The following is an 18,340-nucleotide window of genomic DNA, read 5'->3' as shown; positions in this document are numbered from 1 at the left end:
AAAACAAAGAAGGTTAGAGAATTGAAGCTTGGCAAGAAAAAACAAAGGGGATGTCCGAAGAAGAGAAGGTGGAGGAATATAATAAATATAAAGAATATGCTAGTAACTTTGATGATGTCCCTGGTTATAGCAACTATATGAAGATTATATTGAGTGGCTTGGCGATGATGATATTACTGGTGTTTTATCATTCTTTAAGGCAAAGAGTCTTTATGGATACTGAACGACTGCAGATTGATTTGTTGAATGAAAAACGTTTTATCTCTGTTGAAAGACCCAATGATTATGAAAACGATTCGAAATTATATAAAGTTTCTTTTGACTTGAAAACTAAGGAATTTTATAGTCTTAACTATGCGGTTAGGAGTAAAAAGACTTATGGTCAGAACAGATGGACAGCAAAGGAAATTTACGTAAGCTGGATTAACAAAACTATTACTCCTATATTATTAAACTTGAAAGTTTCGAAAAAGAAGATATTGGAATCGAATTATGTAATAGAACTGGAGCTAGAATTACTTTTAGATAAAGAAAAACTTGAGAACCCGAAATCTGGAGATATTGAATCCTATTATGTCTATTTTAAGATGTCAAAAGTCCGTATCACATACAACAAAGAATTTTTGCCAATTAAGTTGGAGGGCTATTACGAGAAAAATGGAAAGATGTCTTGGAGTGTCTTAAGGGTTTACTCTTACCCTTTTAAAAGTAAAGAGGAGTTTGACAATGAGATGGATAAAGCAATAGAGAATATTCAAGAACATGAAGCAGAAATTGAAGGAAACTAGGATTATAAAGCTTAGCGAGAAAAGCAAAAGGGATGTCCGAAAATGAAAAAGTGGCAGAGTATAATAAATATAAAGAGTATTCGAATAAGCTTGGTGCTACTCCTGGTTATAGCGATTATTCTAATAGCAAGGACTATGGTTGGGACCACTAATAAGGCTTTGGAAATTCTTGAGCAGAAACGCTTTGTATTGGTTCACAATCCTAAGTCTATAAAAAGTAGAGGTGATCATTATGGCAAAGGTTTTGATCTATATGCTAAAAAATATTTTAATCCTAATCAGGCTGCTATAAAAGATAATTCTATTTACGGAGGAGCTAATAACAGTAATGCAACAGAATTTTTTATAAGAATGAAAAACTTTGAGTTCTCTTCTGCACTCTTAAATTCGAATTTTACAACTGATGAAATAAAAAAATCAAACTATCAAATTACTCGCTCACCTGAATCGCTGGTGAATAAATCCTTATTGAAAGAAAAATATCCACCCGAATTTGAGTTACAATATATTTACAGGGAAGAAGATCAGTTTTCAAAGGTGCGCATCACATATAACAAAGATTTTCTGCCAACCAAGATAGAATGGTATTACAAAGGCGAGGAAGGACTTAAATGGTACACTTGGCGGACTTATTCTTATCCCTTCAAGAATAAGGCAGAATTTGATAAAAGATTAGACGAAGAAATAGCAAATATTGAAGAGATTGCTAGAGAAAACGAAGGGGACTAATAGCTCTTTCTCACTTATTTTCATACTTTAGTATCAAGGAATCAGAAAGCGAGGAAGGTTAGAGAATTGAGGCTTGGCGAGAAAGAACAGAGGGTATGTCTGATTGTGTTTGTTCAAAATCCCAAATTTATAAAGAGCAGAGGTGAGGATTATGGCGAAGACTTTGGTTTACAGGATAAAAAGTTTTTTAATCCTAATCAGGCAGCTATAAAAGATACTTCGCTTTTTTCGCATAATGTAGTAATATTTTATGGTAATTTAAAAAAGGAAGGAACATGTTTATGTTTAAATCACGCATGTTAGATAATGTAAAGCTGTCGCGCTACATTCCGCCGATTTGGTTAGCAGTTCTGATTTCCATTGGCTTTATCCACGTAGGAGAAATCTTTGCAGGGATCATCATTGGAACTGTGCTTGCCATGGTAAATCCGATAGATGACAGGGCTACACTTATGGAAGTGTTCGGGCATTATTATATCTTTTTTCAGCTGGGTAGTTTTTTCTTTATGGCCGTACTTGTTTTTCTGTGGGTCAAGTTTCGAGAAAAGAGAGCTTTCTCCAGCCTGGGTTTCTTTAAGGAAGGATGGCTGAAAGAACTGGGCAGAGGCTTCCTTATTGGAGCCGTTCAGTTTTCACTGATTGTTGTCTTGCTCTTGGTAACTGGGACAGGCAGTCTGAAATTTGGTCAGGTGAATTTGCAGTCTTTGATTTTTGTCCTAGCTATCATTCCTTTCTGGATTCTCCAAGGTGGGACAGAAGAGCTAGTGACGCGTGGTTGGCTCTTTCCAGCAGTTAGCGCTAAGTCAAATATCTTCATTGGTATCTTGATTTCTAGTGCTCTATTCGGGGCTCTGCACCTCTTTAACCCTGGTGTGACCGTTCTTTCTATTGTCAATATCATACTAGATGGTATCTTTGCTTGTTTCCTTATGCTCAAGTATGACAATATGTGGGTACTGGCTGGCATGCACGGCGCTTGGAATTTTGTGCAAGGAAATATCTATGGTATTCAGGTCAGTGGCCAAGGAGCATCTACCTCAATCTTGAACTATAGCTCGCAATCTTCTGTGGATTTGCTGTCCGGCGGAGCCTTTGGAGCTGAAGGATCTATCTTTGCCACTATCGTTCTGATTGGCTGTACTGCCTATCTTTACTGGTCGCTCAAAAAAGAAAATCGCTTGCCTCAGGCATTGATGTTTAAGAAATAAAGACATCGCTCAGCTTAGCTGGGCGATTTTTGATGCGAATGAATGATCAGAATGCAAGACTAGCCATTCTTAGAGATGTAGCTACTAAACCAGAGCCAAACCCAGAGAAAATATGTCAAATATGGTAAAATGATAGAAGCACAAGTTGAGGAATAAAAGATGATTAACAGAATTACAGATAATAAATTTGAATTGGTTTCCAAGTACGAGCCTTCAGGAGATCAGCCTCAAGCTATCGAGCAGTTGGTGGATAATATCGAAGGGGGCGAGAAGGCCCAGATTCTCATGGGGGCGACTGGTACTGGTAAGACCTATACCATGAGCCAGGTTATCGCTCGGGTCAACAAGCCGACTCTGGTTATTGCCCATAATAAAACGCTGGCCGGCCAGCTTTATGGCGAGTTCAAGGAATTCTTCCCTAATAACGCTGTGGAATACTTCGTTTCCTACTATGATTACTACCAGCCTGAGGCCTATGTGCCTTCCAGTGATACTTATATCGAAAAGGATAGTTCGGTCAATGACGAGATTGATAAGCTCCGTCACTCAGCGACATCAGCTCTCTTGGAGCGCAACGATGTGATTGTCGTGGCTTCGGTCTCTTGTATCTACGGTCTGGGATCGCCTAAGGAATACTCCGACAGCGTGGTAAGTCTGCGTCCAGGCCTTGAAATTTCCCGTGATAAGTTGCTCAATGATCTGGTAGATATCCAGTTTGAGCGCAATGACATTGACTTTCAGCGGGGAAAATTCCGTGTTCGAGGCGATGTGGTGGAGATTTTCCCTGCTTCTCGGGATGAACATGCTTTTCGGGTGGAGTTTTTCGGAGATGAGATTGACCGGATTCGTGAGGTTGAAGCTTTGACAGGTCGAGTTTTGGGTGAGGTGGACCATTTGGCCATCTTCCCAGCTACTCACTTCGTGACTAATGAAGACCACATGGAAGTGGCGATTGCCAAGATTCAGGCAGAGTTGGAGCAGCAGCTGGCTATCTTTGAGAAGGAAGGCAAGCTCTTGGAGGCTCAGCGCTTGAAGCAACGCACAGAGTACGATATCGAAATGCTGCGCGAAATGGGCTATACAAATGGCGTTGAGAACTATTCCCGCCATATGGATGGTCGGAGCGAAGGAGAGCCTCCTTATACCCTTCTGGACTTTTTCCCTGATGATTTCCTGATTATGATTGATGAGAGCCACATGACCATGGGACAGATTCGGGGTATGTACAATGGGGACCGCTCTCGCAAGGAGATGCTGGTTAATTATGGCTTCCGCTTGCCGTCTGCCTTGGACAACCGTCCGCTGCGCCGAGAAGAATTTGAAAGCCATGTTCACCAGATTGTCTATGTATCGGCTACGCCGGGCGACTATGAAAATGAACAGACGGATACTGTTATTGAGCAGATTATCCGGCCGACAGGGCTTCTGGATCCAGAAGTTGAAGTCCGCCCAACTATGGGGCAGATTGATGACCTTTTGGGTGAAATCAATGTCCGTGTTGAAAAGAATGAGCGGACCTTTATCACAACCCTGACCAAGAAGATGGCGGAAGATTTGACGGACTACTTCAAGGAAATGGGTGTCAAGGTCAAGTACATGCACTCAGATATCAAGACCTTGGAGCGGACTGAGATTATCCGAGATTTGCGCTTGGGTGTCTTTGACGTTTTGGTCGGGATTAATCTATTACGCGAGGGAATTGACGTACCTGAGGTTAGTCTGGTAGCAATTCTTGATGCGGACAAGGAAGGCTTCCTACGCAACGAGCGTGGCCTGATCCAGACTATTGGACGGGCAGCCCGAAACAGTAAGGGGCATGTGATTATGTATGCCGACACTATGACCCAGTCCATGCAGCGAGCTATCGATGAAACTGCCCGCCGTCGGGCAATCCAGATGGCTTATAATGAAAAACACGGCATTGTACCGCAGACTATCAAGAAAGAAATCCGCGACCTAATCAGTGTGACCAAGGCTGCCTTGCCAGATAAGGAAAAAACTGTCGAAATTGAAAGCCTCAACAAGCAAGAGCGCAAGGACATGATCAAGAAACTAGAAGGTCAAATGCAAGAAGCTGCCGGACTCCTCGACTTCGAACTAGCCGCACAGATTCGCGATATGATTCTGGAAATAAAGGCGATGGATTAGAGAGGAGAGAACGTATGAAAATTTTGGTTATTAATGGGCATCCTGATAAAGAGAGCTATTGCCAAGCAATTTTTCAGACAATTGTTGAGAATATTGATTTAAGTAGACATGAGATTGAGGTCATCAATCTCAACGAAGAGAATTTTGATCCTGTTTTACGTTACGGTTATCGGAAAAGGATGAAGGAGGATTTGTTTATTCTACGCTCTCAGAAATTAATCCAGTGGGCGGATCATTTCATCTTTGTTTATCCTATTTGGTGGAGTAGTATGCCTAGCCTGTTAAAGGGGTGGATTGATCGTGTATTTACCCCCGGAATTGCCTATTCAGCTAATCATCAGGGAAATTTCTTTTGGAATTACATTACTGGTAAGCAGTTTAAAAAACTTTTAAAAGGGAAAACAGCAGATATTTATGTAACTTCTGATGCCCCCACTAACTGGTATAAAATGTTCTCAGGATTGATTAGTATCCCTGATAGTTATGGTATTGCAGTATTGAAAAATGCAGTCTTGAATCATTGTGGAGTTAAAACTAGGAGAATAAGTGTTTTTGGTCAAGTCGCCCAAAACACAACAACTGCTATAGATCGTCAAAAATATTTGAAAAAAATTTCAAATCAGATTAATAAAATGTAAAATCGCTTATCTTGATTTCTCCTGTAATGATCTGACAAATGTTTCATGCTCCCTCAGAATTTTATTATGGGTGTTAGAAGATAACAAACGTGCCATCGCTTTCTATGAAAAAATCGGTTTTGTTTTTGACGGTGAGGAAAAGGTCGTTGACTTAGGAAAAGCCGTGAAAGAAAAACGGATGATTTACATGAGAAACTCGAACAGTTAGTCTGAAAACAATAGATATATTTTTAAGGAGCACACATGCGTTATGCACTTTTACTCCGCGGCATTAATGTCGGCGGGAAAAACAGGGTCGTTATGGCTGATTTGAAGAAGGATTTGGCTAGGTTGGGGTTTGAAAATCCAGTTTCCTACATCAATAGTGGCAATCTTTTCTTTGATAGCGAAGAGCAGGAGGAGAGGATTCGGGAGATTTTGACGGATTATTTTAGTCGGTCTTATGATTTTTCTTTGCCTTTTGTCCTTGTCAGTTCTGCCATGCTTGAAAAAGAAATAGCCAATCTGCCTACTTGGTGGCAGGATGAAACAGCCTTTCGGCGAGATGTTCTTTTTTATCTGCCGGATACAGACAGGGAGAGTGTCCAAGAGCTGGCAGGTAGTTGGGCAAATGACAAGGAGCAGCTACATTTTGGGCAGACGGCTTTCTTTTATAGCAATGCTGACCAAGCGGACTATCTCAAATCTAATTACCATAAGAAACTGCTCAAGTCTAGTTTTTATAAGCAACTGACTATCCGAAACGGCAAGACTTTCCAGAAGATTGTGGGGTTGGTAAATGAGAAGTAAGACCAAAAAGAAAAATAAAAACAAAAGAAAAGTAAAAGTTCAGGGGAATAAGTTTATCATTTGGTTGGAAAAGCATTGGCTAGTAGAGGCTTTTTTGGAATATTTAATCTTTACAGTGGTTGCGATTGGAGTGGGGTTTTTAACATTTGGAAATAAGTCTATTCCGGGTCCGCTTCGTGAGTTTAAATATATTAGCCCTTTATATTTAAATTTGACAATCTTGATTGCTCTTCCATATTATTCCTGGTTTGGAAGTCTAAGAGAAGAAGGCTTCAACACACTGAAAGGTTTTTCAGAAGTTTTTCTTTATCTTAATGGTCTAGGTTTTCTTTTGCATTATTTTGTAGGAATAGAATTAGAAGACGGAGAGGGGGTTCTGCCACCTTTAATCAGTTTGAATTCCCGCTATGTCTGGTTCCCAATTGCTACTTATATTATTTTCTTTCTGATAGCAGCAGTCATCACGATTGCAAGCAAAGGAAGTAAGAAAAAATAGAAAAGCCGCTTTATGTACTAAAGTGGCTTTTGTGCTTGGTCTGATAAATCTAAGGGCATAAAGGCGGCCATGACACGGCCGATGACCTTGGGTTCTTCTTGATGCGGGATAAATTTGTCGCTGTATTTTTTATTGAGAGAGATGAGGCGGATGCCAGTTGGATCGTTGAAAACTCTTTTCAAAATGGTTTGCCCGTCGTAATCAATGGCATAGATAGCGCCTGCAAATTCAAAATGCGTATTTTTGATGAGAGCCACAGATCCTTGCGGATACTTGGGTTCCAATGAATCTGTCCGAATCCAGAGGGCGATATCATAGTCAAGCTCTTTGTCTAACCAAACGATGTCAGCTTGTTCAGGCTTGTTCAAGAAAGTCTGGAAGCTTTCATAGACCTTGTAAGGAAAATAATCATCCTTTAATCTTTCCTCGGTTGTTTGATTTTCCAACTCTTTTTTAGCAAAGTCTGTTACAGCTTGTCTGTGGGGCTGGTCTAGGGCTTGGAAAACATCTGCGAACTCTAGCGAAAATGACGTAGGGCTATGAACAGATAGATAGCGAGGATCCAGCTCTTGAACATCCATATCAAAGAAGTCTGCAATTTTTTGCATATTTTCTAGGACAGGCAGGGAATTTCCTTTGATATAGCCAGTAAGAGTGCTGGCTGGGATTCCTGTTCCTCGGGAAAGTTCAATTTGTTTGATTTGCTTTTGCTTCAATAAAGTTTTGATTTTTTTAGAAATGAGCCGCATTGCCTCCTTATCCTGGGGGCTAGCGACACCGCGTCCTCTTGCCATGACTTTCACTCCTTTTCTTTCTTCTATTTTAACGAATTAAATCGAAAAAGTAAAGAGCTGAATACGGATATTCAGCTCAAAAGGAGAGGATTAGATTTCGTAGCCCATCAAGAGGCCGCCTTCTTCGGCGTAGAAGCTGCAAAGGCCAGAAGTTGGCAGGAATAAAATGTCGGCAGCTGGGAATTTTTCCTTGATAACTTCCGAAAATTGCTGGCAAAATTTCTCGTTATTGCGATGAGCGATGATAATGCGGCCGCCCTTATATCCAGCTTTCAGAACTTCATCGACAGTAGCAGTCAGAGCCTTTTTAGCCCCTCTAGCTTTTTGGAGAAGCTCCAGAGTACCGGTATCGCTGGCTTCGCCGACCATGCGAATATTGAGGAGGCCGACAACCGCACCGATTAGCTTGCTGAGACGACCATTTTTGACCAGATTATCTACCTTAGCCAGCACAAAGAGAAGCTTTGTGTTTTTTTGGTAGTGGGTGATGGCTTCCACGACTTGCTCAAAAGAAAGCCCTTCTTTGATGAGGTCGTTCAATTTTTTGACGATCAGATCGACTTCGCCACCAGCCGAAAGGCTATCAATAACATGGATATTTGCTGTTGGATGTTCTTCTAAGAAGAGCTTTTTGGCTAGTTGAGCGCTATTGTGGCTACCAGAAAGGGAGCCTGTAATCGTCACGACAAAGATATTTTCAACTCCTTCAAAGCTTCTGAGGTAGTCATCAGGGCTTGGGCAAGCTGATTTCGAAGCACTTGAAGTAGCGTACATTTTTTCCATCATGTCATCAATATCGAGATGAGCGTTATCCACAAAAATCTCATTATCAATCTGAATGGTCAGTGGCACACTCTCAAACCTTGTCTGGTTAGCCAAATCAGCAATCTCACGGTAGTCACAGCCAGAATCGGCAACAATTTTCCAAGTCATTTGGGTTCTCCTGGTCTATCAGTTCTATACATTGACAAAAAACATGTCTTTTCTTACAATTATAACATGAAGATGCTTTGATATAAAGCCTTAATTCTCAGCTGATACAGGAAGAAAGAAATTGTTATGGCGGAAAAGAAAATATCAGAAAAATCCCTTGCAAATTTAAAAACTTATAATCAAGAATCCAATCGAATTACAAAGGAATCCTTGGAAATTTCTCTGATGCAACTGCTAGAGAAAAAAGATTTGAAAAAGATTACCATCTCTGAATTAGTCGAGCGAGCTGGGGTTTCGCGCGCAGCCTTTTATCGTAACTATAGCTCCAAAGAAGAAATTCTAGAGGGAATTTTCAAAAATACGGTTCAGGGAATTGTCGACAAGCTGGAGCAGTTTAATTTCAAGACAGAAATGTACCAGATTTGGCTTTTTCTTTTTAAGGAAGCCAAGAAGGAAGCGCGTGTCATTAGTCTGGCTATTGACTATAATTTTGAAAAGTTGCTGACGCAGGCGGTTTTTGATTTCCTTGAAAAGCGTAGCAAAGGTGGGAAAAAGACAGCCAATTCCTATATGAATTCATTCTGGAGTTCTGCGGTTGTTTCGGTGCTTTCCAAATGGATCAAAGAAGGCATGAAGGTTCCGGCTGAAAAGATTGCTGCTTTGGGCATGCCTCTTTTTCCACAGAAAAAGAAAAAGTAAGAGTTTATACAACTGTTTGGCATCAATATATCAGACTGAAATAATAGATCGTAAAAACTTACCTAACAAGTAAGTTTTTACTTAGTGCTTCTGAGACCATTTAAGACTTCTCAGCTACCATTTAGGATTTGGGAGTCATTTGTGATGCTACCTGTGCTATGCTAGAGCAAAGGAGGTAGACAATGGCTACTATTATAATCAAAGATGGCAGTACTCTTCGAAAGCTGGAACTTTCGACAATTTACTATATCCAGTCCCATCCTCAAAAGCCACACGTCGTTCTTATCGTCACTGGACAAGACAACTACAGCCTTAGGGCTTCTCTGACTGAGTTGGCTAAGCTCTATCCTGATGAGCTGGTTCACTGTAATCGTCAAACACTGGTCAATTTAGCCAAGGTCCAAGGGTTTGAAAGGGAGCGTAAAAGCTTGTTTTTTGAGCAGTCTGACTTAGGAGATATTGTCTGCTCAAGGCGTCATTTATCCAGTCTCATCAAGCGCTGGTCTCAGGAAGGAAGAAAATAAGATGAAAATTTTTGTATTAGAAGACGATCTTAAGCAACAAGCCTATATGGAGTCAACCATTCAGGGAATTTTGGAAAAGAACGGCTGGGAATGCCAGTTTTTAGAAATTTACGGCAAGCCGGACATGCTAATTGATGCAGTAAGGGAACGGGGGAGCCATCAGATTTTCTTTTTGGATATTGAGATTAAGCAAGAGACGCAGAAGGGACTCGAGGTGGCAGGAAAGATTCGCAAGTTGGACCCCTATGCTCTGATTGTATTCGTGACGACTCACTCAGAATTTATGCCCTTGACTTTTCGCTATCAGGTATCAGCTTTTGACTTTATTGACAAAGGTTTGCCTGAGGAGGATTTTATCAAGCAGATTGAGCAGGACTTGGCCTATCTTTACGAGAGAAAGGACAGTTTTCAAGCTGAGGAAACTTTTCTCTTTGAAAATTCCAAATCAGATTTTCAGGTGCCTTTTAATGAAATCTATTATTTTGAGACATCAGAAGTGCCTCATAGACTAGTTCTCTATACCAAGAAAGAGCGCATCGAATTTTACGGACAGCTTTCTGAGATTACAAAGCAGGACAAGCGTCTCTATCGGTGTCATCGCTCTTATGTGGTCAATCCAGCGAATATCTCTCAGCTGGATAAGATAGAAAACATAGCCTATTTTCCTAATGGCGCTAGTTGCTATGTATCACGCCTCAAGATGAAAGGATTACGGACAGCTTTAAGGCAGTAGAGAAGTAATATGATAGAAGTAGGAGAGGAATTATGCCAAGAATAATACAATTTGTTTTACTTGTTTTCGAAATGATAGCTCTGTCTTTCTTATTTTCACGTATCAGTGGAATTAAGTTGACGTGGATTAAGTACGTCTTAATACCTTTTATTTATATATTTTTTAATCTTCTGCTTTTTGTCTTATTTAGTGAAACTTTTTTAACTTACTTAGATCTTCCGGTTTATTTTTTAATTTTTTCTTTATTATTAACTAGACAGAGTTCTATTCCTATAATGTTATCTATCTTTTATGGTCTTTTCCCAGTTGTTCTTTGGAATCTTTTATATCGTATATTAACTTTTTTTGTTATTCCTATTTTCGGTTTGGAATATAACCAACTAATAAATGAAGAACAGCTTATTTTAAATATTACGGCTTTTGTAGCTAGTTTACTATCGTTATGGATCCCAAGTTTACTACATTATAAATTTAAGCGGTTAAGAGAATTTAGATTAAATGAGGCTGATAAACACCTAGTCATTTTCCTTAATATATCTATGATTTTTTATATTGTATTTGTACAATTTTTCTCTTATTTTGAAATAACTCATAATGTGGTTAATTTGTCATATAGAAAATTAATTGTGATAATTTATATTATTCTCTTTCTCAGTTCGATAAATATCCTAGACCGTAATTTGCGAGAGCGAATTCAACAGCAGTTAAGTGAACAAAGAGAGTTACAATTGAGAAATATGTCCGATTACAGTCAGCATATTGAAGAACTTTATAATGAGTTGCGAAGTTTCCGGCATGATTACATCAATATTTTAAGGAGTCTGAAGTTAGGAATTGATACGCACGATTTACCAGCCATCGAGCAGATTTATAACCATGTTCTAAAAAACTCAGGTCAAGCGCTCAACCAATCTAAATATGATTTGGGTCGCCTGTCCAATATCCACAATGATGCCCTCAAGAGCGTATTGTCAGCAAAATTTCTAGAAGCTCAGAGCAAGGGAATAGAAATTGGCTTGGAAGTTCCGCAAGAAATCAAACCTCAAGGAATGGAGTTGCTTGATTTTATCACGATTGTTTCCATACTGGCTGATAATGCTATGGAAGCAGCTGTGGAGACTAGTCATCCAGTGGTTTCTTTTGCCTTTTTGGAGCAGGAAGGTAGACAGATTTTTATTGTTGAGAATACAATAAAAGAGTTTTCTATCCATTCCGATACTATTTTTAAAAAGGGCTTTAGCACTAAAGGAGAAAATAGAGGGCTTGGTCTCTCCAATGTTCAAAATATTATCAGCCACTATCCCAATGTTTCTCTGAGAACAGTCAGTCAAAATTATTTTTTCCGTCAGGAGATAGAAATACTTTTTAAATACATAAAAGACAATGAATGGAAATAGTATTCATTGTCTTTTTTGATTTTTTACTATGAAAGTTAACTCCACTGAGAAGTACTTGATTCAGTGAATCTCTTAAGATTTAAAAAATCGTTCCAAAAAGCATTAAGCCAATTGTTACCTCCCCCTGAAACTTTTTCTAATTCCTCAGTTGATAATACATTGAATTGTTTAATTGATTCTTTTTGTTCATAATATGCCCCTTTGTTTTAATGATATTAGTATAACAAAAATAATACTGTTTTAGTGGGTTAAATCTAATCAGTCTTTATTCACTCCTGAATGGTAGGTTTCTATTCTATCATTTATTTTCCTAATGTGAGGAATTAGACAGTTTAAAAGATATGAAAAGGTAAATATATTCAGTATCGTTTGCTTTAGAATTATTTTATGATGAAATTGTGCACCAAATTTGACAATTCAAGAGTAAATAAAAGCCATTTAGGATTTTCTTGTTTTTCTGCTCTAAAAATAAGTTAAACTAGATCTATAAAAATAGAAGGAGTTTATTATGAAAAATAAATGGTTTATTTCGATATTGCTTTGCCCACTTTTTCTTGGTCTAGGTGCTCTGCCGGTGGCAGCTGATACAGATAGCATAGTAGTACAAGGTGGTCGCGAGAAAGTAGAAGCCAGTAGGAGCACTGATAAAACATTACCGACTGAATCAGATACTAAGTCTGACTCCAGTAGTGAAGCAGAGTCAAGCCAAATTACAAAAACTCAGACTGCAGAGCAGAATTCCAAGCCACCAGTTCACACTGAGACTGCTAAAGCTGAAGTAACTATGGAAAGCTATCTAGAAAATGTAGCTGATTTTCAAAAAGTTTCGATTAATCAAGTATACCAAGCTTTTACTGAAGATGGTCAGGATCATACAATCTATGTTGGTCGTCCGACCTGTTATTATTGTCGAGAGTTTTCTCCCGTTCTGAAAGAGTTTAATCAATTAATTGATAATCATCTTGAATATTATAATAGTGATGGGAAAGATTTCGATGATCAGGCAAAGAAATTTTTATTTGAAACAGTTGGAATACCCGGAACTCCGACTATTCTTTATCTAAAAAATGGAAAACTTGTGTCTGGTTGGGCTGGAGGAGGAGCTACAGCTCAACAATTGTATGACCATTTGTATGCTAGTTCAGCAATTAAACAGGATGAGAAAGCGGAACAGTCAAATCCAACTGAAAATGAACGTGGTTCTGGAGTTACTCATTCGATAACTAACCCAACCTTCAAGGACAGTGACAGAGACTTTTCTAAGCCAGTTTTGCAGGAAAGTGCGGAAGCTAAGACTAGTCAATCTCTCATTTTAATGGAAAGCGATTCAAATAATCAAAAGAGTAAAGAGACGTTAGTTCATCCAGCTTCAAGAATATTACCCCAGACAGGAGAGCAGAAGAGTGAATACTTCATATTGCTAGGCATTATTGCATTAGGAGCAATGTTTGCTACTCTCTGTCCAAAGCGTCAGAAGGATTAAATTTCCTTACTAGTCACTTTAAAAGTTAGAAAAGATACAAAGATAAAACATAAAAATACATTCTCTATTTTGGAGAATGTATTTTTAAAATGACTATTCAGGAGTAAATATCTACTATTCATGATTTTTGTGACCAAAGATTAGAAGAAAGTGTTATACTTTAGGTATGATCGCGATACACGAGAAAAAACAACAGGAGGTATCTATTATGGATACAAAAGTAATGTCACAGTTTGAAGTGATGGATGAAGCTATGTTAACTGCCATTGAAGGTGGTGGAATTGATTGGGGCAAAACAGCTTCATGTGCTGGCAGTATTGCTATGGGAGCAATGGAAGGATATGGTATGGCTGCAGGCTCAACAATATTTCTAGGTCCCTTTGCAATTGGAACTGGGGCAGTTGGAGCGGTTATAGGTGGGATTGGCGGAGCGTTTTACTGCGGTTAATTTATTAAATGGGTAGTATAAAAGGAGGCGTGTAAAATATGAGTAAATTATTCAAAAGCCAGTTATTAATGAGAGTTTTAACAGCCCAGCTTCCAGGAGTAGCCCTATTTCTGGTGATACTTAATGGCGAATTTTTCAAAATGTCAATTCTTTTCCAAGTCTGTTTCGCAGTCATCCTAGTGGGAAATTTGCTTTTAAATCTTTACTTTGTAGATCTAGCAAATAAAAGACACAAAACACCGATATTATCTGGACAAATATTTTTTACTACTTTAACTTTTTTCATGCTTCTTTTTAGTACTTACCGGACAATGGTAGTTAGTAATGACTTCCAAAAATTTATTGCACTGATATCTACACTTGTATTACTTGTTTTATTTTCCCTACTAGTTTGGGGAATCAAATATAGTAAATCACACGATAGAAATAAATAAGTTTGTACAGATTTATTCGCTTTATTATATTCTAGGGTTCTGAGCAAAACAAAATGACAATAACAAGGAGGTATCTATTATGGATACAAAAGTAATGTCACAGTTTGAAGTGATGGATGAAGATATGTTAACTGCTATTGAAGGTGGTGGAGAACACTATAATCCTAGTGCACAAGATATTTTTAAAGCAGCAGCTTCTGGTGCATTTCAGGTTGGAATGACTTGTTTATCTGCTGGTCCGTGGGCTGTTGCTGGTTGTGCATTAGTAGGTGGACTTTGGGGCGGTTATCTTCAATATGGGTTGAGGCACTAAGATTAACTCTTGTTGAAAAACAGAAATAGTAGCGGAGGTGTATGATGCGGAAAAAGAAATATTTAATTATTTACTTTTTAGTAGCTATTCTAGGTTTTATATTTGGCGGTTGGAAGTATGTCGAGCCTCCCATGCTAAACATTGATCATTTGAAAGAAGATTGAATACCTTTCATATCGCATCCTTATTTTCTATCCGTTTCCGCTAAGAAAGATTATAGGCGTTTGCCTTCTTAGTTGTTAAATAGTTAAATAATGTGCAGCATTTGCTTCTAGCAAGTGCTGTGTTTTTTTCTTCAAATGACCATTTAGGATGAAATACAGACTGTTTATGATTTTCGGATTGTTATTTGAAGAAAGTGCGCTATAATCTAAGCAGGTTAAGATTGACTTTACAAATGGTTGAAGTCTATTAAAAAAACTTTTAATCAAAAATTTATGTTATAATAACAGTATAATAATGTTTGTGATTTTTGGAAAAAGGTGATTTGCTATCTCTAATGGCGCTTTTTGGAATGGAGGGCATCTATGAAGTTAGAAATGATAGGCATTAGCAAGAGCTATGGCTCTAAGTCTGTGCTCAAAGGTATTTCCTGTGAATTTACTGAGGGAGTTTATGGTTTGCTTGGGGCAAATGGTACAGGTAAGACGACCTTGATGAATATCATTTGTGATCTCATAAAGCCGAGCCAAGGAAGGATAAAGTTTGATGGCGCCTCGCATGTAGAAGAGTATATCCAGTATATCGGATTCTTGCCTCAAGATTTTTCTTATTATCATAACTTTACGGGGCTCGATTTCCTTTTATTTATGGCCGCTCTTAAGGGAATGACGAGGAAACAAGCCAGGGTAGAGAGCGATAAGTTTTTGCAACTTACTGGATTATACGATGTTCGGAAAAAGAAGATTGCTTCCTATTCAGGTGGTATGAAGCAAAGACTCGGCATTGCGCAGGCACTTCTCAATAACCCCAAAATATTGATTTTAGATGAGCCGACCGTGGGCCTGGATCCCAAGGAAAGGGTGAAATTCAGAAATATTATCAGTGAGCTATCGGCTAATAAAATCATCCTCTTATCTACCCATATCGTATCAGACGTAGAAGCGATAGCCAAGGAAATCCTAATCCTAAAAGATGGAAATTTTGTGGAAAGAGGTAGTGCTAAGGAACTTCTTTCGCTTATCGATGGGCAAGTTTGGGAATTTCGTGTTTCCGAGCGTGAGTGGCAGCGTTTTGCAAAGGATTATGTAATTGTGAATGAGCGGATAGAAGCAGACGGTATCGTCTTGCGGGTTATTAGCGATGAGAGTCCTGTCGAAGGGGCGCAAGGGGTGATTCCGAGTCTGGAAGATTTGTATATTTATTACTTTAGAGAGGAGGCAAATGGATGATAGCATTAGTTCCTTTTGAATTGAAAAAATTATTAAAAAAGAAGTCAGTTTTAGGTGCAGTACTGGCTATTATACTGGTTTTAGCTGGATTGTTTTATGCAAATTTCTTTAATGATGGACAAATTAGCGGATCTTCAGCTGATCGAATACATGGAAAACAAGCAGTTGTGATCAAACAAAAGATTGCTGAAGAGCATACTGGTTATTTATCTGATGAGTTAATGGATAAAATCGTTAATGACTATGCAGCGAATATGCCCTATTTCAAACAGAATGACTTGTATGATATGTTTTCCTGGTATGCCATTGATCGTTTCGTCCTCAATTCTCAAGAAATTTTAACAGATACCTATAAATCTGATGATGTCTTACATTATGACCAGATCAGTCTCAAGTCGCAAGAAGAGTTGCAGTCTTATTTCCCTTTAAAAACATTAAAGCTGGGAAATTTTGCTCCTTGGCATAAGTTATTTAATACCTTAAATGCTGCTTTTAGTTTAATGGTGGTATTTGTAATCTATATTTGCTGCTCTGTTTTCTCAGGTGATCGAGCAAGAAAGATGGATTCATTACTTTTGACAACGAAATATGGTCGCAATCAGTTAACGATTGCAAAAATCTTATCTGTTTTTGGAATTGCTACTGTAACATTTGTCCTTATTAATAGCCTTGTTTTGCTGGTGTTTGGGACTTACTTCGGTTGGAGTGGTTGGGATACCAGTGTCCAGATGAATTTGGAATGGATTTCGACTATTTATAATATTTTGCAATTTCCTGTCCATATGAATCTCTTAGAATTGTTGATTCGCATTATTCTATTCCAGTTTGTTGGTTTACTCTTTATTCTTGGGGTGATGGTTCTCATATCTAGTTTGACAAAGTCGCCTCTAGCAGCATTTGCAAGTTCTGTAGGGATGTTCTTGGCTCCAGATTTTTTGATGAATATCTTCAGAGATGGTCTGATGAATAAGATACTAACTATTTTTTCAATCTCAACTGATGGAACGGAAGGGCTCTTATTGAAACTTTCCAATAGCAAAGGATTTTTCTTCAACGATTTTACCGCAAATGGTGTCAGCGTGATCATTATCCGCCTCTCTCTCATGCTCCTCTGCTGTCTGATGACTTATCGGATTATCCGAAAAAGAGGACTGTAAACTAGCTGTTGTCTATTTTAGAAAAGTAGTTTCGCTTTTCTGATGGAATATACAAGGAAAAAAGAGGTCACTAATATGGAAAAAAATTGTTTTATAAAATTTCTCTGCTTATATCTTTTGTGTTAACAGCAGGAGGTCTATTATTAACACTCTGTAATTATTTATTTTTTAATTATCCGTTTTTAAACCAAACTACGGTAGGCCTAATTGTCTCGTTTTTAATGGTTTTGCTTATATTTTTTAGTTCTCATCATAGAAATAGGGATTGATTTTTTGATTACTTGAGAATAAAAAGAAAAACTGCTAAAGGCATTCTTTGCAATTATCTTTTAAAGGAGTTGATTTTATGACTAATACTAGACGAGCAGTAGTTGCTGCGAGCTTAGGTTTCATCTTATTGTTAGCAGTGGGAATTCTCCTACAGATTCGCTTTGGGAGCATGGTCTTTTTGTTAAGTCTATTCTGTTTCGCGGAAGCATTTATCATCTGGTACTCGAAAAGTAAGTCTAAGTCGCAGATCAGCGGTGATCGGAGTATTGACATCTTCTGGCTTTATATCAAGCGGTTGAAAATCTTTTATGTCATAATTTTATGTCTCGCGATTCCTTTCGTGTCCCTGTCCTCTGAGCCTACTTATGATTTATTTTTTGTGCTTGGCTTATTAGTATTCTTGCTCTTAAGCAATTATATCTTTAGCTCTCATGGCATTCAGCCATCTAAGAAAGAGAGAAATGTGAAAGATTAATTGTTTTATCTGTAGCAGTTATTCAGCTTGCTGTTTTCTACAAAAGAAAAGAGGCTGGGACAAAAGTCCTAGCCTCTCAATTGTCTTTGTATTGTCGAGCAAGACGCAGTGGTTGAGTAGGGCTCTACTAGGCTGATTTCATCAGCTTTTACAGCCCTACCCAACTGTGCGGAGGTGGGACAGAAATCGAATTCTAACGAATTACCGATTTCTGTCCCACTCTCTTTTGTAAAATGTGTAGGCTTAGTGTGCTACACGTTTGCGAGCGGCTTTCTTACGGTTTTCTTCGATGAAAGCTGCTTTTTGTTCCTCAGGTTCGATAACTTTTTTCTTAAAGGCATAGACTGCACCAGCAAGAGCAGCAACAGTACCTGCTACACCTGTAAGAACGCCTTTTCCAAATCCTTTAGCCATGTGATTTCTCCTTTTCTGAACTTTTATTATTTATGTTATAATTAATAGTAACGAAAAATCAAAATTTTTTCAAGGAAAA

22 protein-coding genes and 1 pseudogene are annotated in these 18,340 nt (G+C 38.4%); 19 read left to right on the top strand and 4 right to left on the bottom strand.

The genetic code is table 11. The annotated features are described in order from the left end of the window. Positions 1 to 50: 50 nt before the first annotated feature. From ACWPVL_RS00765 to ACWPVL_RS00730, 8 genes and pseudogenes are all read left to right on the top strand, one after another. Entirely contained in the window at positions 51 to 788 is a 738-nt protein-coding gene (locus ACWPVL_RS00765) for a hypothetical protein (protein ID WP_454386220.1), read from the top strand. 42 nt (positions 789 to 830) lie between these two features. After that, positions 831 to 1,517 carry a hypothetical protein gene (locus ACWPVL_RS00760; protein WP_454386218.1) on the top strand — a complete coding sequence of 229 codons (687 nt, stop codon included), beginning with the start codon at positions 831 to 833 and terminating at the stop codon, positions 1,515 to 1,517. 281 nt (positions 1,518 to 1,798) lie between these two features. Next, entirely contained in the window at positions 1,799 to 2,725 is a 927-nt protein-coding gene (locus ACWPVL_RS00755) for a CPBP family intramembrane glutamic endopeptidase (RefSeq protein ID WP_454386807.1), read from the top strand. A gap of 159 nt (positions 2,726 to 2,884) precedes the next feature. Continuing rightward, a complete protein-coding gene (gene uvrB / locus ACWPVL_RS00750; RefSeq protein ID WP_454386216.1) occupies positions 2,885 to 4,873 on the top strand; it encodes an excinuclease ABC subunit UvrB in 1,989 nt (662 codons plus the stop codon). 14 nt (positions 4,874 to 4,887) lie between these two features. Next, positions 4,888 to 5,511 (top strand): NAD(P)H-dependent oxidoreductase, encoded by a 624-nt coding sequence (locus ACWPVL_RS00745; RefSeq protein ID WP_454386214.1) that lies wholly within the window; start codon positions 4,888 to 4,890, stop codon positions 5,509 to 5,511. 58 nt (positions 5,512 to 5,569) lie between these two features. After that, positions 5,570 to 5,719 (top strand): annotated as a pseudogene (locus ACWPVL_RS00740) (GNAT family N-acetyltransferase); the annotation flags it as partial. A gap of 35 nt (positions 5,720 to 5,754) precedes the next feature. Then, on the top strand, positions 5,755 to 6,300 hold the full coding sequence (locus ACWPVL_RS00735) for a DUF1697 domain-containing protein (protein ID WP_454386212.1): 546 nt from the start codon (positions 5,755 to 5,757) through the stop codon (positions 6,298 to 6,300). Next, a complete protein-coding gene (locus ACWPVL_RS00730) occupies positions 6,290 to 6,796 on the top strand; it encodes a hypothetical protein (RefSeq protein ID WP_454386210.1) in 507 nt (168 codons plus the stop codon). Before ACWPVL_RS00735 ends, ACWPVL_RS00730 begins: the two co-directional genes overlap by 11 nt. Before the next feature lie 17 nt (positions 6,797 to 6,813). Here the strand turns inward: ACWPVL_RS00730 and ACWPVL_RS00725 are convergent, their stop codons facing one another. Both ACWPVL_RS00725 and ACWPVL_RS00720 read right to left on the bottom strand, forming a co-directional pair. After that, the gene (locus ACWPVL_RS00725) at positions 6,814 to 7,590 is read right to left on the bottom strand and encodes an XRE family transcriptional regulator (protein ID WP_454386208.1); all 777 of its coding nucleotides are present in this window, start codon (positions 7,588 to 7,590) and stop codon (positions 6,814 to 6,816) included. 90 nt (positions 7,591 to 7,680) lie between these two features. Further along, positions 7,681 to 8,523, bottom strand: coding sequence for a DegV family protein (locus ACWPVL_RS00720; RefSeq protein WP_454386206.1), 843 nt, complete (start codon positions 8,521 to 8,523; stop codon positions 7,681 to 7,683). Between the two features lie 126 nt (positions 8,524 to 8,649). On the opposite strand from ACWPVL_RS00720, the gene ACWPVL_RS00715 reads away from it, so the two are divergent. From ACWPVL_RS00715 to ACWPVL_RS00700, 4 genes are all read left to right on the top strand, one after another. Then, positions 8,650 to 9,222: a TetR/AcrR family transcriptional regulator gene (locus ACWPVL_RS00715; RefSeq protein WP_015605159.1), complete on the top strand. Its 573-nt coding sequence runs from the start codon at positions 8,650 to 8,652 to the stop codon at positions 9,220 to 9,222. Between the two features lie 182 nt (positions 9,223 to 9,404). Further along, positions 9,405 to 9,746, top strand: coding sequence for a LytTR family transcriptional regulator DNA-binding domain-containing protein (locus tag ACWPVL_RS00710; RefSeq protein WP_454386204.1), 342 nt, complete (start codon positions 9,405 to 9,407; stop codon positions 9,744 to 9,746). 1 nt (position 9,747) lies between these two features. Beyond that, entirely contained in the window at positions 9,748 to 10,479 is a 732-nt protein-coding gene (locus ACWPVL_RS00705) for a response regulator transcription factor (protein ID WP_061422713.1), read from the top strand. A gap of 32 nt (positions 10,480 to 10,511) precedes the next feature. Further along, positions 10,512 to 11,876, top strand: coding sequence for a sensor histidine kinase (locus ACWPVL_RS00700; RefSeq protein ID WP_454386202.1), 1,365 nt, complete (start codon positions 10,512 to 10,514; stop codon positions 11,874 to 11,876). A gap of 35 nt (positions 11,877 to 11,911) precedes the next feature. On the opposite strand, the gene ACWPVL_RS00695 is transcribed toward ACWPVL_RS00700, so the two are convergent. After that, the gene (locus ACWPVL_RS00695; protein WP_454386805.1) at positions 11,912 to 12,049 is read right to left on the bottom strand and encodes a bacteriocin class II family protein; all 138 of its coding nucleotides are present in this window, start codon (positions 12,047 to 12,049) and stop codon (positions 11,912 to 11,914) included. A gap of 335 nt (positions 12,050 to 12,384) precedes the next feature. Between ACWPVL_RS00695 and ACWPVL_RS00690 the strand changes: the two genes are divergently transcribed. From ACWPVL_RS00690 to ACWPVL_RS00660, 7 genes are all read left to right on the top strand, one after another. After that, a complete protein-coding gene (locus ACWPVL_RS00690; protein WP_454386200.1) occupies positions 12,385 to 13,359 on the top strand; it encodes an LPXTG cell wall anchor domain-containing protein in 975 nt (324 codons plus the stop codon). Between the two features lie 208 nt (positions 13,360 to 13,567). Then, on the top strand, positions 13,568 to 13,807 hold the full coding sequence (locus tag ACWPVL_RS00685) for a ComC/BlpC family peptide pheromone/bacteriocin (RefSeq protein WP_454386198.1): 240 nt from the start codon (positions 13,568 to 13,570) through the stop codon (positions 13,805 to 13,807). Positions 13,808 to 13,845: 38 nt separating this feature from the next. Then, positions 13,846 to 14,241, top strand: a complete 396-nt coding sequence (locus tag ACWPVL_RS00680) for an immunity protein (RefSeq protein WP_454386196.1) — start codon at positions 13,846 to 13,848, stop codon at positions 14,239 to 14,241. Positions 14,242 to 14,320: 79 nt separating this feature from the next. After that, positions 14,321 to 14,554: a Blp family class II bacteriocin gene (locus ACWPVL_RS00675; protein WP_454386194.1), complete on the top strand. Its 234-nt coding sequence runs from the start codon at positions 14,321 to 14,323 to the stop codon at positions 14,552 to 14,554. A gap of 527 nt (positions 14,555 to 15,081) precedes the next feature. Further along, a complete protein-coding gene (locus tag ACWPVL_RS00670) occupies positions 15,082 to 15,945 on the top strand; it encodes an ABC transporter ATP-binding protein (protein ID WP_454386192.1) in 864 nt (287 codons plus the stop codon). Beyond that, positions 15,942 to 17,102, top strand: a complete 1,161-nt coding sequence (locus ACWPVL_RS00665; protein WP_414295250.1) for an ABC transporter permease subunit — start codon at positions 15,942 to 15,944, stop codon at positions 17,100 to 17,102. Before ACWPVL_RS00670 ends, ACWPVL_RS00665 begins: the two co-directional genes overlap by 4 nt. Before the next feature lie 346 nt (positions 17,103 to 17,448). Then, the gene (locus ACWPVL_RS00660; RefSeq protein WP_414295251.1) at positions 17,449 to 17,847 is read left to right on the top strand and encodes a hypothetical protein; all 399 of its coding nucleotides are present in this window, start codon (positions 17,449 to 17,451) and stop codon (positions 17,845 to 17,847) included. Positions 17,848 to 18,090: 243 nt separating this feature from the next. Here the strand turns inward: ACWPVL_RS00660 and ACWPVL_RS00655 are convergent, their stop codons facing one another. After that, complete coding sequence (locus ACWPVL_RS00655) at positions 18,091 to 18,261, bottom strand: DUF3042 family protein (protein WP_005590510.1); 171 nt, start codon at positions 18,259 to 18,261, stop codon at positions 18,091 to 18,093. Positions 18,262 to 18,340 lie beyond the last annotated feature (79 nt).

This window comes from Streptococcus sp. Marseille-Q8145 (assembly GCF_965112035.1).
This window is presented reverse-complemented; position numbering and strand designations above follow the sequence as displayed.